The 13,207-nt window shown below is 59.5% G+C and carries 12 protein-coding genes and 1 tRNA gene; 3 read left to right on the plus strand and 10 right to left on the minus strand.

The window, feature by feature from the left end; translation table 11 throughout:
- Positions 1 to 25: 25 nt before the first annotated feature.
- From NQ152_RS03020 to NQ152_RS03060, 9 genes are all read right to left on the minus strand, one after another.
- The gene (locus tag NQ152_RS03020) at positions 26 to 1,618 is read right to left on the minus strand and encodes a thiamine pyrophosphate-binding protein (RefSeq protein ID WP_257522967.1); all 1,593 of its coding nucleotides are present in this window, start codon (positions 1,616 to 1,618) and stop codon (positions 26 to 28) included.
- Between the two features lie 116 nt (positions 1,619 to 1,734).
- Positions 1,735 to 2,436 carry an SDR family oxidoreductase gene (locus tag NQ152_RS03025; RefSeq protein ID WP_257522968.1) on the minus strand — a complete coding sequence of 234 codons (702 nt, stop codon included), beginning with the start codon at positions 2,434 to 2,436 and terminating at the stop codon, positions 1,735 to 1,737.
- Positions 2,437 to 2,479: 43 nt separating this feature from the next.
- A complete protein-coding gene (locus tag NQ152_RS03030) occupies positions 2,480 to 3,337 on the minus strand; it encodes a cyclase family protein (RefSeq protein ID WP_257522969.1) in 858 nt (285 codons plus the stop codon).
- Positions 3,338 to 3,394: 57 nt separating this feature from the next.
- Positions 3,395 to 4,276 carry a transporter substrate-binding domain-containing protein gene (locus NQ152_RS03035; protein WP_257522970.1) on the minus strand — a complete coding sequence of 294 codons (882 nt, stop codon included), beginning with the start codon at positions 4,274 to 4,276 and terminating at the stop codon, positions 3,395 to 3,397.
- A 22-nt stretch (positions 4,277 to 4,298) separates the two neighbouring features.
- Positions 4,299 to 5,051 (minus strand): amino acid ABC transporter ATP-binding protein, encoded by a 753-nt coding sequence (locus tag NQ152_RS03040; RefSeq protein ID WP_257522971.1) that lies wholly within the window; start codon positions 5,049 to 5,051, stop codon positions 4,299 to 4,301.
- Positions 5,048 to 5,947 carry an amino acid ABC transporter permease gene (locus NQ152_RS03045; RefSeq protein WP_257522972.1) on the minus strand — a complete coding sequence of 300 codons (900 nt, stop codon included), beginning with the start codon at positions 5,945 to 5,947 and terminating at the stop codon, positions 5,048 to 5,050. Before NQ152_RS03045 ends, NQ152_RS03040 begins: the two co-directional genes overlap by 4 nt.
- 521 nt (positions 5,948 to 6,468) lie before the next feature.
- On the minus strand, positions 6,469 to 7,830 hold the full coding sequence (locus NQ152_RS03050; protein WP_257522973.1) for an NAD-dependent succinate-semialdehyde dehydrogenase: 1,362 nt from the start codon (positions 7,828 to 7,830) through the stop codon (positions 6,469 to 6,471).
- A gap of 316 nt (positions 7,831 to 8,146) precedes the next feature.
- On the minus strand, positions 8,147 to 9,388 hold the full coding sequence (locus NQ152_RS03055) for a M20 family metallo-hydrolase (RefSeq protein ID WP_257523070.1): 1,242 nt from the start codon (positions 9,386 to 9,388) through the stop codon (positions 8,147 to 8,149).
- Positions 9,389 to 9,393: 5 nt separating this feature from the next.
- On the minus strand, positions 9,394 to 10,446 hold the full coding sequence (locus NQ152_RS03060; protein WP_257522974.1) for a dimethylarginine dimethylaminohydrolase family protein: 1,053 nt from the start codon (positions 10,444 to 10,446) through the stop codon (positions 9,394 to 9,396).
- A gap of 382 nt (positions 10,447 to 10,828) precedes the next feature.
- Between NQ152_RS03060 and NQ152_RS03065 the strand changes: the two genes are divergently transcribed.
- Together NQ152_RS03065 and NQ152_RS03070 are read left to right on the plus strand one after the other, a co-directional pair.
- Positions 10,829 to 11,416: a helix-turn-helix domain-containing protein gene (locus tag NQ152_RS03065; protein WP_257522975.1), complete on the plus strand. Its 588-nt coding sequence runs from the start codon at positions 10,829 to 10,831 to the stop codon at positions 11,414 to 11,416.
- Between the two features lie 291 nt (positions 11,417 to 11,707).
- Positions 11,708 to 12,328, plus strand: coding sequence for a hypothetical protein (locus NQ152_RS03070; protein ID WP_257522976.1), 621 nt, complete (start codon positions 11,708 to 11,710; stop codon positions 12,326 to 12,328).
- A 39-nt stretch (positions 12,329 to 12,367) separates the two neighbouring features.
- On the opposite strand, the gene NQ152_RS03075 is transcribed toward NQ152_RS03070, so the two are convergent.
- Positions 12,368 to 12,439, minus strand: a tRNA-Arg gene (locus tag NQ152_RS03075).
- Between the two features lie 108 nt (positions 12,440 to 12,547).
- Between NQ152_RS03075 and NQ152_RS03080 the strand changes: the two genes are divergently transcribed.
- A complete protein-coding gene (locus NQ152_RS03080) occupies positions 12,548 to 13,201 on the plus strand; it encodes a DUF2306 domain-containing protein (RefSeq protein ID WP_257522977.1) in 654 nt (217 codons plus the stop codon).
- Positions 13,202 to 13,207: the final 6 nt, after the last annotated feature.

Genomic DNA, 13,207 nt, shown 5'->3' on the forward strand with positions numbered 1-13,207 from the left:
CGAATCTTGGGCACAACACTGACCCCTAAATGCGCAGCTCAATGATCGTTGGGACTGATCTTTGCAAGGCGTCCCGTACAGCGGACCCTAGCTCGTCGATGCTCTTCAGCAGTACGCCCTCGCCTCCGAGGGCTTTGCCGAGCAGCGGAAAGTCTGGAACTCGGACGTCGACGCCTAATGGGTCGATGCCAGCCGACACCATCTGCTGACGAATTTCTTCAAAGCCAGCGTTGTTGATGATCACGACAGGGAGGCTCAACCCGAGATCAACCGCCGTAGCAAACTCCTGGATAGTGAACATGGCACCTCCGTCGCCAATGAGGACCATCACAGATGTGGTGGGTGCGGCCAGGGATGCGCCCACGCCCCCGGGAATCCCGTAGCCCAGAGTCGCGAAGCGAGTCGGGTACAAAAATTGTCCGTACCGTTGTGCCCGTAGGTGGAAAGCGGTGCCTAGGTACGAGACTTGTGCGCTGTCTCCGACGATGATCGTGTCCGGGGGTATTTGGGACAGCAGCGCATCGTGTATCCGAGCGTATACAGGCGACTTGTCAAGTACTTCCTTGCTGATGCGTGCCCGCGTCTGCGTGACAATCTCAACGTTTTCGCTAACACCCTCGCTGAGGTGATCGTCGTTAAGGATCTCGACAAGGCCAGCTAGCGCGAGGGACGCTTCACTCCATATTTTGTGAGTAGCTCGCACATTCAGGTCGAGTTGACCGTATCCGGCGTCGATACGGACAACGCTTCCCCGAGGCTTCAGTTGAGCGCCGCTGAGTTCGGCATCACCCAGGGTCGCCCCGACTATGACAACCACATCTGCGTCGTTGATCAGATCAAGTGCACCGCGGATCTTTATTGACGCACCAAGAGACAGCCCGTGCTGCTCCGGGAAACACCCTTTTCCATTGACTGTTGTGACGACTGGACATCCGAGTAGCTCGGCGAGGGCCGTCACCTCTTTTTCTGCGTTTCGGGCTCCGCTTCCAAGAATAATGACGCGCGAGGTCGCTTGAGCTATGGCTTTCGCTGCCGAGCGAAGCTGGGTTGACCGAGGACGGATGGGGGTCGGTAGATGAGGTGCAAGAAGCACCGGGATTTCGCCGGGTGTCTCCATCATGTCGATAGGGATTTCAATGTATGCGGGACGGGTTCGTCCTACACGCCATGCGCTGAAAATATCGTTGATCGCATGAGCAGCCTCACCTGGGGTGCGGACCCGGAGGGCCATATCGACTACAGCATCCATGTGGGCGCGCTGATCTTTCATCTCGTGTAGACGCCCTTGCTCACGCGACAGTAAATCCTCGGGAGGTCCGGGGCTGATGATGAGCATGGGAACCGAATCCGCATAGGCGGTAGCCGCAGCTGTCACGACATTGGTCAGACCGGGGCCTGAGGTGGTGATGACGACACCGGGCAAGCCACTCGTTCGGCTATAGGCGTCGGCTGCGTAACCACCACCTTGTTCGTGCCGTGGAGTCACGTGGCGAATGCCGGAGAAGCCAAGGTGCCGATACAGTGGCAAGTTGTGAGTGCCGGGTATGCCGAAGACGACCTCTACTCCGTTGTGCGTCAGCCCATCGATGATCGCCTTGCTGGTTGTGGATTCGTTCACTCTTCACCTCAGAATTGGTTGGGCTGAACCCATGAACCGCTTAGATTCCGAACATCGTCAGTTGCGCGTGGTGGAGCGGGGATGGCGAGACACCTGACTCGCTCGCGCGTTGCTCCTTAGCCCCGGAGGTATCCACCGCTGACGTTCATGACGGCGCCGCTGACCCAGTCGCCACCCGGACCGAGTAGATGGCTGACCATGTGGGCGACAGGATCAGGACCGCCAAAACCGAGCGGATGCGATCGCTGATAGTTCGCGGCTCTGTGGGGATCTATCGGCGTTCCGGTGTTGCCGGTTGCTCCAGCTGCAATCGCGTTTACCAGTATCCCCGCGCTCTCATACTCTTCAGCGAGGGCTACTGTGAGGCCGGCAACTGCGGCTTTCGATGCCGCGTACGCGACAGAGACCCCCTTCGACGGTCGAAACGCCCACGCAGATGAGATGTTGATCACGCGTCCGCCCCCGAGTTCGACCATGTGGTCGAGGATCGCGTTGATACACCACCACGTTCCGGACAGGTTTGTATCGATGATGCCCGACCAGTGTTCGACGGTGATGCTTGACCCGGGCATGTACTGAGCGTCGATAGCTGCGACGTTCACCAGAGCATCAATCTGCCCGAGGGACGTTGTTGCATTCTCTGTCATGAGCAAACATGAAGCCCTATCAGAAATGTCAACGTGCCCGTGCCGTGCCCCGATACGTTCGGCTACGGCGCTCAATTTCTCCGTGTTCAGATCGGTCAGGTACAGGCGGTAACCCTCCTCCGCCAGAATTTCCGCGATCCTGAGGCCGATTCCCTGGGCCGCGCCGGTCACGATGACCGTTTCAACGGTTCGCGCAGAATGTACTTTCACTTCGCTAGACCACGGCCACAAGCCGTAGCAGTGCAGCGGTGGTCCCCTTGAACCTGGGCCCCATAGCGATGCAGCAGAACTTTTGACCCCTGGAGTCCTTCATCGGGGCGAGGTAGGCCTGTTCGATCATGAAGATTCCGTGGGTGGCGAGAAGGATCTGGTGCACGAGATACGGGTGTGCGGGATCTTCTGAGGGGACGACTTCGACACTCATGTTGTCCGCGCCGACCGCGAGCACGTGTTTGTCCGCCAACCATCTCGCGCCATCGGCGGACAGACCGGGAGCCGATGATGCATACTTCAGCGGATCGGCTTCGTACCAGGCATCCCAACCTGTGCGTATGAAGACGATATCTCCCGGGCAAATTTCTATGCCGAAATCTTCGCACGCCTTCTTCAAGTGAGCCCCGTTGACTACTTCGCCGGCTTGCATTTCTCGGCCCAAAACCGTTGGCATGTCGATGACCAGAGCTGGAGTCATGAACGCGGGAATTTCCTCCGAACCCAGACTGGTGAGGCCTCGATCGGTGACGACGTCGTCTATTGAGACGCCACCGAAGAGCTTGCGATGCTGAGTCGCGTGACCTAGTGCATCAATATGCGTTCCGGTGTGGAAGTCCATCTCAATTCGCTCGTCAAAGAAGCCGATACCGTTCACCGCTCCTTTTGCTTCGTACCGTTTTCGACTCGAATCTGGGTGCTGCCACGTGCCGAGGCTGTACGGCCCCATTGCGTTCGGAACCCGGGGAACCGAAGGAGTAACGACATGGTTCAGCTCGATTATGCGTCCCTCTCGAATCAGCTTCATTGCCTCTAGCACAACCGGCGGTCCGTATTCGCTGTCGGGATTATTCATGGTCATGACGCCTTCCGTTCGAATGAGCTAGTTGAGGGCTGCGTTGAGCACAGTTGAGAGGGGTCAAGGCTTCTCGAGATTGAGGGTGAACTCGGCAAGTTTTGAGTCCGCCAATCCGTGCTTTTCGAGCAGAGCGTCGTAGGTCCCGTCGTCTCGTAACTGCTGCAGAGCGTCCCAGATCGCGTCGCGAAGGGCAGGCTCCGATTTGAGGACCGCGATCCCGAAGAAGTTTGGTGAAAGCTGCTCATCGACTGTCACGAACGCGCCAGGATTCTCGGCCATTTGAAACGCAAGCGTCGCCGCAGGCGTCGCCGCCCCGACAACGCGGTCCTGCGCCAGGTATGTAAAGAGGTCTGGTGCACCCTGGCCAAGAACGATTTCGAACTGCTGGTCTGCCGGACAATTAGCCTGGGACCAGGCGACGAGCTCATCCGCGATCTTCTCTCCGCGCACCGAGCCAATTGTCTTTCCGCAGAAGTCGCCGATCTCGGTAAACTCATCGGCGTGAGCCGATGTGGTGAACATCTGGCCTCCGTCACGGAGGTAATCGATCCAATCGAATCGCTCCTGGCGTTCCACTGTGTCGTAGGTACCGGACATGATGACGTCGACGCGTCCCGTCTCCAATGACGGCATCATCTGTTGCCACTCCATAGTTTCCAGAACGACCTCGACCCCCAAGACTTCAGCGATGGCGTCAAGCATGTCGACGTCGAATCCGACGATCTCGTCAGTCGACAGGTCCGTGTATTCAAGTGGAGGAAATCCTAGGTGAATGGCGGATGTTAGTTTACCGCTCGGAAGTACTTCGTTGGGCTTTGTGTCATCCGGGTTCTCGCCTGCGCCGCTGCACCCGCTGACCAGAAGGGTCGCAGTCGCAAGCGCCGCAATGGACAATGCGTATTTGTTTAGCCGAACCATAGCCTTTTTTCCTGTCGTGTGCATTTCGATGTGGACCGTACGGTGATTAATTCAGCGCGTCAATGAAGACGTGAAGCCGCTCGTCGGAATTTGCGTTGAAGACCTCGTCGCTCGTGCCGAAAGCGACGACTTCGCCTTTGTCCATGAACGCGACTTTGGTCGCGATGTCTCTAGCCATACGTATTTCGTGTGTTACGAGAATCATGGTGATGCCCGAGTGCGCGAGTGCCTTGATGGAATCGACCACCTCGCCCACAAGTTCGGGGTCAAGCGCTGATGTCGGTTCGTCGAATAACAGCACCTCGGGTCGCATAGCGAGTGCCCGCGCGATCGCGACTCGCTGTTGTTGACCGCCGGATAAGAATCTGGGGTACGAATCCGCCTTGTCCGACAACCCGACTTGAGCGAGGAGGTCGCGATAGTCGGAAAGCTCCTTGCCGACCTTCTTGCCGAGTACCTTCCGCGGACCGATGGTGAGGTTTTCCATGACCGTCAGGTGAGGAAACAGCCCGAAACTTTGAAAAACCATCGCGAACTTGGTTCGCTGCATGGCCTTTTTTCGTTCGGTCATCTCGGAAAGCGCGCCGCCGCGTTGTGTGTAGCCCTGGATTTCGCCATTGAAGAAGATCAGGCCGTCATCGATTCCTTCGAGCTGGTTGAGGCAGCGCAGAAGCGTGCTCTTTCCAGAGCCGCTACGACCGACGATACAAAGCACATCCCCCTTGTCCACCTTGAGGCTGACATTCTTCAGAGCGCACACTTCGCCATACGACTTCGACACATTCACAACGTCAATCATCTTTTTCCCCCCAATTGATGCCTGGAGAACCCTCGAGCGAAGCGCTTCTCCAGAACCGACTGTCCCCAGGTCAGGACTGTAACTAGCACCAAGTACCAGAACGTCGCGACGATGAGCAACTCCACGACCCGTGTGTTCACCAGGTAGATGATTTCAGCGTTGAATAGAAGCTCCTCAAACTGAATAACGGAAGCGAGCGACGTCAGCTTCACCATGATGATGGTGCGACTGCCTAGCGGAGGCACGATCATCCGCATGGCTTGAGGAAACAGAATCCATCGCAGAGTTTGAACTCGCGTCATGCCCAGCGAGCGGGCCGCCTCGCTTTGCAGAGAGTCGACAGAGTTGAGTCCGGCGCGAACAATTTCGCCGAAATATGCACCTTCATGCAGGCACAGCGCGATCAGAGTAGCGACGATGGGAGTCATGAAGTCGATCGTTCGCGCCTCGAAGACACCGGGAATACCAATCATCGGTAGCACGAGCGCAAAATTGTAGGTGAGCATGAGCAGCAGCAACTCCGGCACACCGCGGAAGAACCAGGTGTAGAACTTCGAGATTGTGGAAAGAACTCGGTTCTGGGAGAGCCGCATCATCGCGACAACCGTGCCAATGGCGATTCCGCACGCCATCGCCACGATGGTCATGAGGATGACATTCTTGACCCCGTTCATGATCCTCGGGGCAAACAGGTATTCACCTACAGTGGGCCAGGACAGCTGGCTCGTCGCAAACGCGTAGATGACCGTGAGCAAGACGAAGATACTGACCGTTGCGCCCAGTATGCTCCCGTAATTCCTCGGTTTCGCACGACGCATGCGGCTCGCGCTCACCAGAGCGTCCTGGTCTGAGTCCACGAATTCGGGCAGCGCTGCAGTTGTGCTTAATTTGTTCACTGATAGCTCCGTCGCCCGACTAGATCGCTCGAGCGGCCGCCTCGGCAAGGCCCAAGCAGAGGTGCCTTGGTCCGGTTAGGGCGTCGATTGATCACGGGCCATACGCCGCCAGCACTGTTAGTTGCGCTCCACGGTCGTCCACTGATGATCGATGACTCGGCGGCGTCGAAGAATGCCACGGGCTGGGCTGCAGAGCGCTGAACAACTAGCCGTTCAGCACCGCTTTTCGCCAATTTCGACATACTCACTTCTTCCTCTTATCGCGACTTTGGTTGTCCTGTAGGCATCTGAGGTTCTTCATTACAAAACTAGCGATGCTCGGTGTCGGCGGAGCGACGACAGTATTTCGCCCGTGTAACAGGTTTCTGCTTGGGTAGCGATCGGCGTCGTAGCGAGCGAGCGGGAGCTGGCGGAGCTAAAGTTATGAACGTACTCGGCGGCGGGCTCACGCCTTCCGCTAGCGAGTGCAGGACCGGCAAGCCTCACATATCGAGGCCTCCGGCCACCGCGGCCTTGAGGACTCACGCCCGCTTGATCACCTTGCGATTCATGAATTCCTCGACGCCCCGCGCCCCTAGTTCTCGGCCGGTGCCAGAGTTTTTGATTCCGCCGAATGGGAGCTCGGGAGCTTCGGAGCCCACCTCATTGACGAACACCATTCCCACCTCGAGACGGCTGGCTATCCGCTCTGCTTGCGCCGCGTCCACGCTATATATGTACGAGCCCAGCCCAAAGGGAGTCGCGTTCGCTACGGTTACCGCCTCGTTCTCGTCGGCGACCTTATACAGCTGGGCGACCGGGCCGAAGAACTCTTCCCGATAGGCGGGGTTCAGCGGATCGACATTTTCCATCACGGTAGGCGCGAAGAACGCGCCATTGTTAACACCCGTGCCGATTCTCAGACTGGCCCCCGCCACGACCGCCCGAGATACCTGTGACGCTAGGTTCTGCGCGGCGGCAATGGAGGCCAGGGGTCCTACTACCGTGCCTTCCGCCATCGGGTTCCCCGGCACGATGGAGCGCAGCGCCTCCGTCAATCGAGAAGCAAACTCCTCGTAAAGCTCCTCCACGATGATGAAGCGCTTCGCGCCATTGCATACCTGACCGTTGTTGCCGACTCGGGCGTATACGGCAGCCGCTACAGTCCTGGCCATATCGTCTGTAGAGAGGAGGATGAATGGATCTGACCCACCCAACTCCAAGACCACCTTTTTCATATTGGCACCGGCGCGGGAACCGATTGCTCGTCCGGCTCGCTCAGAGCCCGTCAGCGAGACGCCGCGGATGCGCGGATCGTCGATGAGAGTCCCGGTCTGCTCGTTACTGAGCAGAACTGTGGAGTAAGTACCGGACGGCGCACCGGCCTCGTCGATCAACTGCTGCAAGGCACTCGCAGAGGCGGGGCATTGTGGCGCGGGCTTTACCAGCACAGCATTTCCCAGGATCAGGTTGGGCGCCGCGAACCGCGCAATCTGATAGAGCGGGAAATTCCACGGCATCACTCCAAGTATCGTGCCGAGCGGGCTCTTGCGAACTGTTGCGACGCCGCTCTGCGTCTCGATCAACTCATCGGCCAAGAGCTCCTTCGCGTTGTCGGCATAGTAGGCGTAAATCGCCGCACAGAAATCGACCTCCCCAAGCGCCTCCGTAAGTGGCTTGCCCATCTCGCGCACTATGATCTCTGCTAAGTCCCTACGACGATCACGATGCATCCCGGCGATGCGGGCTACAACGCTGACGCGATCATCCAGCGTGGCTGCCGCACTACTCGACCATGCGACCTCTGCGCGAACGAGGATCTCCTCGATTTCGTCGGTGGACGAGAGCGGAACAGGGCAGCCGCTCTCGCCGGTGAACGGATTGACTACTTGGAATACGGTCACCACTGAACCCTTTCGCTTGTTGAGTCCGCGCCTAATGCCCTGTTGCAGTGGATTGGGTCCAGTACGGCGCTGACGCCCGCCGCGCCGGAAGCGTGCCCGCCCCAGCCCGTGTCTGCCGTACCGGCGGGCTTCGACCCATCGAATGAACGCTCGTAAACCGACATGGGGTATGAGCGCCTTTGGGAAAATTCGACCATATTCGCCGAGCAGGCCGGGTCGAAACGCATGAGACTCCAATTCGTTAGTGGTGTGCTGCACGGCGCGGAGGCGCCCGAGAGTCCGAGCGGCGGCGGCGCCGTCGGCGTGGAACAGATGGCTAGTCCAGCGCTCCGGTGACGATCGCATGTACAATTCGCTCGAATACGTCGACTCCAGCGAGCATGTCGATGTCTGACGTGAGCTCGCGCTCGTTGTGCGAGATGCCGTCAATGCTCGGCACGAAGACCAGCACAGTGGGAACGAGGTCCTTGATATTGGTAGCGTCGTGGCCGGCGAGGGTCTTCACGCGCGCATGGCTGTGTCCTAGTTCGTCGGCCGCGTCTTCGACAAGTTTGACGCCGGCCTCGACGAACGTACCGCTCCGCCAGGTGTTGCTCGCGAGGAACTGTACCGCGGTGCGGGTCCGTTGCTCCAGCAGCTCGATCTTCGCGAGCAGGAGGGCTAAGGCGCGATCCAGGATCTCGGTGTTTTCAGCACGCATGTCGATGTGAAGCCGTACCTCACGCGCGATGGTCACTGGGGAGTTTGGCAGTACATAAAGCTCGGACACCGTTGTGTGGAGGGTTTCTTGCTCAAAGTCGTCAACGAGCTCGTTCACCGCCGTGATGAGGTGCGCCGCACCAAGCAGCGCGTCCTTGCGCGATGCCATGCGCATCGAACCTGTGTGGCCTTGTTCGCCTTGCACCGCGACCTCGTACTTGTATGCACACCAGGTGGCGGCGACGGCGCCAATCTTGACGCCCGAGTCATCCATCGATGGACCCTGTTCAATGTGAATCTCCGCGTATCCGGCAATGGGCGGCAGCGTGAAGTCGCCGACGGCGTCGAGTGCGGTCAATGCATCGCGCACCGACACTCCGCCGGAGTCAGATATTGACAGCGCCTCGTCAATCGAGAGCTTCCCGGAATACACGGCAGAACCCATCATGCTGGGCTTGAAACGGCTGCCCTCTTCGTTGAACCAATCAACAACGGCAAGGTTGTACTTCGGCATCGTTCCCGCCGCGCGGTGGGCTTCGGCAACGCGGACTACTGCGTGGAAGGCCGCGAGCACGCCGTAAGCTCCGTCGTACTTGCCCGCCATGGGCTGGCTATCAAGGTGCGAACCAAACAGCACATAGTCTGCGCCCGGTGAGAATTCGATAAGCCCGTAGAGGTTGCCGATACCGTCAAGGTGTACCTCGAACCCGCTCTTGCGAAACAAGTCCGTGAGCCAGGCCCTAACCTGGCCATCCTCTGGCGTTGCTGCCTGGCGTTCAACACCTCCACCCGCAGTCGCGCCGAAGGTGGACATCAAGGCGAAGTCGGCGAGGAAGGTCTCGTGGCTGTCTTCTGGCATGTCGGTCACACCCAATCCCTCTGAAGTTCCATGGTGGAGCAATGCAGGCCGCCGCCGTTCTTCAAGATCTCCCGATATGAAACGGTGAAAATCTCGACTCCCATGTTGCTGAGCCGCTCAGCGGTGCGCGGCAAGTGATCTGGCATGATTACCGAGCGACGGTCGAGCACCAGGAGGTTGCTGGCCCATTCCTCAGATGGATGCACCTCGACGAGCTCGATGCCCAGACCCTCTAAAGCACTCATGTAGTCGTAGGGCGCTAGTCGCGGATTGACCAACGCCAGATCGTCGTCGATCATCGAGCTACACATGTCCAGGTGGATGAGGTAACCCGGGAGGGAGACGCGGTGTAGCGCGATGCCATGGATGTCAAGCAGAGCTGCTAACTGGCGGTATCCCTCGGGCGTTGTGCGAACCGAGGTGCCGAGGAATGCTTGATCGCGGCGTACCTTCACGAAGGTGCCGCCCTCGACCACACCCTCGCCGGTTATGGTACCGAGTATCGGCACACCGGCAGCCGCGACAGCGCGGGATATCGACTGCTCTTCTCCGCGCCGCATGCGAGCAGCAAGTCGGGTGATAATCGCACCGCCCGGGATGGTCACGAGCGGATCGCGGGTGTAGAGGGACTTGGTGTAACTCGGTAGGTCGTCCGCGAAGAAGACCTCGACACCTTTGTCGCGCAGCGCCTGCACGAAACCCTCGTGTTCGTTATGGACGCGAGGCATATCTGGTGCGTCCTTGCCGGTCCAGTACCAGCGTCGATCGGGGTCGACGAGCGCGTCGACCCCGGGGAGATAGTGCTCACTAGTTATGCCAGCCAGCCCAGCACTTGGTCTGCGCATAAGCACTGAGCGCAGCCTTCCTACCTCGTCGGCGGCGCCCCAGCGGCGCCCCCAGGTCGACTCAAGTTCGGTGTGATCAAGAAAGCCCGGTGCTCCTTCCGGGCCCATCAGAGCATGGAATCTACCGTCGGATACTTCCGTGGTGGAGTCGAACGAGGCCGAACCCACCGTGGGACTTGGAACACTGTCAGGTGCCGAAATGATGGTGCTCATTTGTAATCCTTTAACGGAGAGTGAGATTTGCCCGCGTTAGACCGGACCATGTCGTTGTAACTACGGCCACGGTCCGCGCGCTGCCACGGAGCGACCTCGAACAAGACACGCGCTTGGCGTCGGCCGGAACGGGGTTGCCTGATTAGTAACCGAAGTATTTCATTACTAAACTCGGTCCAGCGTCACCGAGACGTTTCCGGCGTATTACATTTCGCAGGCTTCTACGGACGAGAACACTCGCTTGCCGCTATAAACGCCAAGTCACCGGGTCATACGTCTGGCGGCGCCCACACGAGAATCCGGTAATCTCTCACTGAGCCTGCGGACTTCACGGGCGTCGTCACTTCGTCTCAGGTAGAGCAGCATCGCTTGGAGGGATATCGTGCGCGCGTTACCCATTGAAGCTGCCTCGCCGCGGGCGGCGATCGGTAGCCGTTTGAGGGCCGCGCGCCAGATGCGCTCGCTGACCATCCTTCAGGTAGCGGAGAGCACAGGGTTGACAAAAGGCTTCCTCAGCCGCGTCGAGCGCGATCTAACGTCACCCAGCGTGTCGACGCTTGTTGCTATCTGCGACGTAGTAGGAATCTCGATCGGTGATGTCTTCTCGGCTACCGATTCTCAGCTCGTCCGAGCCGATGATGCTCCGCGCATCAACTTAGGCGGAATCGATGCGGTCGAACACTTGCTCAGCCCTCGCCACAATGCCCGCTTCCAGGTCATCCGATCATCCGTATCGCCGGGTGGCAACGGGGGGGACGAGCTGTACACGATCAATGCCGACGCCGAATTGCTTCACGTTTTGAGCGGCGCTGTCACTGTGTTCTTCAGCGACGGACAGCTTGATCTGCGGGCAGGAGACTCGATCACCTTCGATGGCCGCGAACCGCACCAATGGCGCAGCGAGCTCGGCGTCGAGTTGCTGTGGGTGTTGGTTCCCGCCGCGTGGAGTGGAGCTGGCGCCGCTCGCTGATCTCCCACCCCCATTAACCAGCGCCGCCGCCGGGTGGCCGAGATAGTTCGAGTCTGCTGCCATTAGTCATAATCGCAGTGCAAAGCGTCCGCATGGTCGGCCGTATTTGATCAGATCTGGCGCGTGCCCGGAAACCTGTCGCCCATCGCGGCCCAGTCGCTCCCGTCTGGACACTTGAAGTCATTCGCGAGCATCGTCCTGCAGCACATCCGAGCGCGGTGGACGATGTCCTCTTCATGTCCGACACTCGGCTAACACTGACCGAACGAGTTGACATTTAGCGAGGTCGACATGGGCACGATCACTCCGTACGATACGGCGAAGGGCCGTCGCTACCGCGTGCGCCATCGCAAGCCTGATCGCACCGACGCGGAGAAACGCAGCTTCACGACGATGCGCGACGCGAAGCTGTACCTCTCGATGGTCCCGGTATCGAACTCGAAGGGCGAGTACATCGACCCGTCCTCGTGGCGGGTTCCGGTCCGGATGCTCGGGGGCAGTTGGGTTGCGGTCCAACCGGCCGCCGATGTCGAAGCCCGCATACTACATGACGCTGGAGCGGGCGTGGAAGACCATGTTGCTCCGGTATGGGCGGACAGGGAGATCTCGTCGATGCGGCGCTCTGAAGTCCGGGACTGGGTGTCGGACCTCGCGTCGGAGGAGTCGAAGGCCAAGCGGCATTTCCTCTGGTCTGACCTCAGGAGAATCCCTTGTCAGACCAAACAACGACTGTGTCCCTGGAGGGACTCGAACACGACTGAGCATAATGCTCAATCCGACCCAAACCGGCAAAAACCGCGGAATCATGCGGGACTGGGAGGAGTCCACCAACATCGAGCAACCGCTGAAAACAGGCCTCGACGAACAGTTCGCGGGCAAAAAGCGGGCAAAAACGCCCTTTGCGTGGTCTGACCACGGAAGAACTCCCTGGTCAGAGGCAAAAAAAGACTGTGCCCCTGGAGGGACTCGAACCCCCAACCGTTTCCTTAGGACGGAACTGCTCTTCCATTGAGCTACAGAGGCTGGCCGGGTCAGTTTAGCCGAATGCCGCAGGCTCCCCGACGAAGCGGCCGCCTCAATACTGGCCGTTCGGCCGATGTGGGTTTCGTCCGGCACCGGGATGATCAAGGCATGACCGAGACCCTCGCCCGCACCACCCGAGTCAGAAACACCCGTGACTGGCTCATTCCCCTCGGGCTGATCGCTCTCAGCCTCGTCCCCGTGGTTGCCGGGGCCTCCCGCGTGGCGTCCCTCGCGACCGGCGTGGAACTCACCCCCGACAACGCCCGCTTCGTCGGGATGCCGTTGCCGGTGATCCTTCACATCGTCGGCTCGACCACCTACTGCCTGCTCGGCGCCTTCCAGTTTCAGACGAGCTTCCGCCGTCGGCATCCACGATGGCACCGCCTCAGCGGACGGATCCTGATCCCGATGGGCTTGGTCGCCGCCCTATCAGGCTTGTGGATGACGGCGTTCTACGCGCTCCCCGCGACTGACGGTGGCCTGCTGCCCCTCGTACGGTGGGTGTTCGGCCTCGGCATGGTCGCCGCGATCGCGCTGGGAGTCGCGACGGTCCTACGGCGCGAGTTCGCCATGCATCGTGCCTGGATGATCCGGGCGTACGCCATCGGCATCGCCGCAGGCACGCAGGTGTTCACCACACTGCCGTGGGTGCTGGCAGTCGGTGCGCAGGATGCGACGGCCAAGACGATCACAATGACGGCGGGGTGGATTCTCAACCTCGCCGTCGCGGAGTGGATCATCCGCCGACGCCCCACCTCATAGGATTCA

The sequence above is a fragment of the Microbacterium sp. zg.B48 genome (assembly GCF_024623505.1).
Taxonomy (GTDB): Bacteria; Actinomycetota; Actinomycetes; order Actinomycetales; family Microbacteriaceae; genus Microbacterium.

Coding starts and splice junctions, on each gene's coding strand:
- NQ152_RS03030 (WP_257522969.1), bottom strand. CDS start 3,337: ATGACCATGAATAATCCCGACAGCGAATACGGACCGCCGGTTGTGCTA.
- NQ152_RS03060 (WP_257522974.1), bottom strand. CDS start 10,446: ATGAGCACCATCATTTCGGCACCTGACAGTGTTCCAAGTCCCACGGTG.
- NQ152_RS03055 (WP_257523070.1), bottom strand. CDS start 9,388: ATGCCAGAAGACAGCCACGAGACCTTCCTCGCCGACTTCGCCTTGATG.
- NQ152_RS03070 (WP_257522976.1), top strand. CDS start 11,708: ATGGGCACGATCACTCCGTACGATACGGCGAAGGGCCGTCGCTACCGC.
- NQ152_RS03040 (WP_257522971.1), bottom strand. CDS start 5,051: ATGATTGACGTTGTGAATGTGTCGAAGTCGTATGGCGAAGTGTGCGCT.
- NQ152_RS03080 (WP_257522977.1), top strand. CDS start 12,548: ATGACCGAGACCCTCGCCCGCACCACCCGAGTCAGAAACACCCGTGAC.
- NQ152_RS03035 (WP_257522970.1), bottom strand. CDS start 4,276: ATGCACACGACAGGAAAAAAGGCTATGGTTCGGCTAAACAAATACGCA.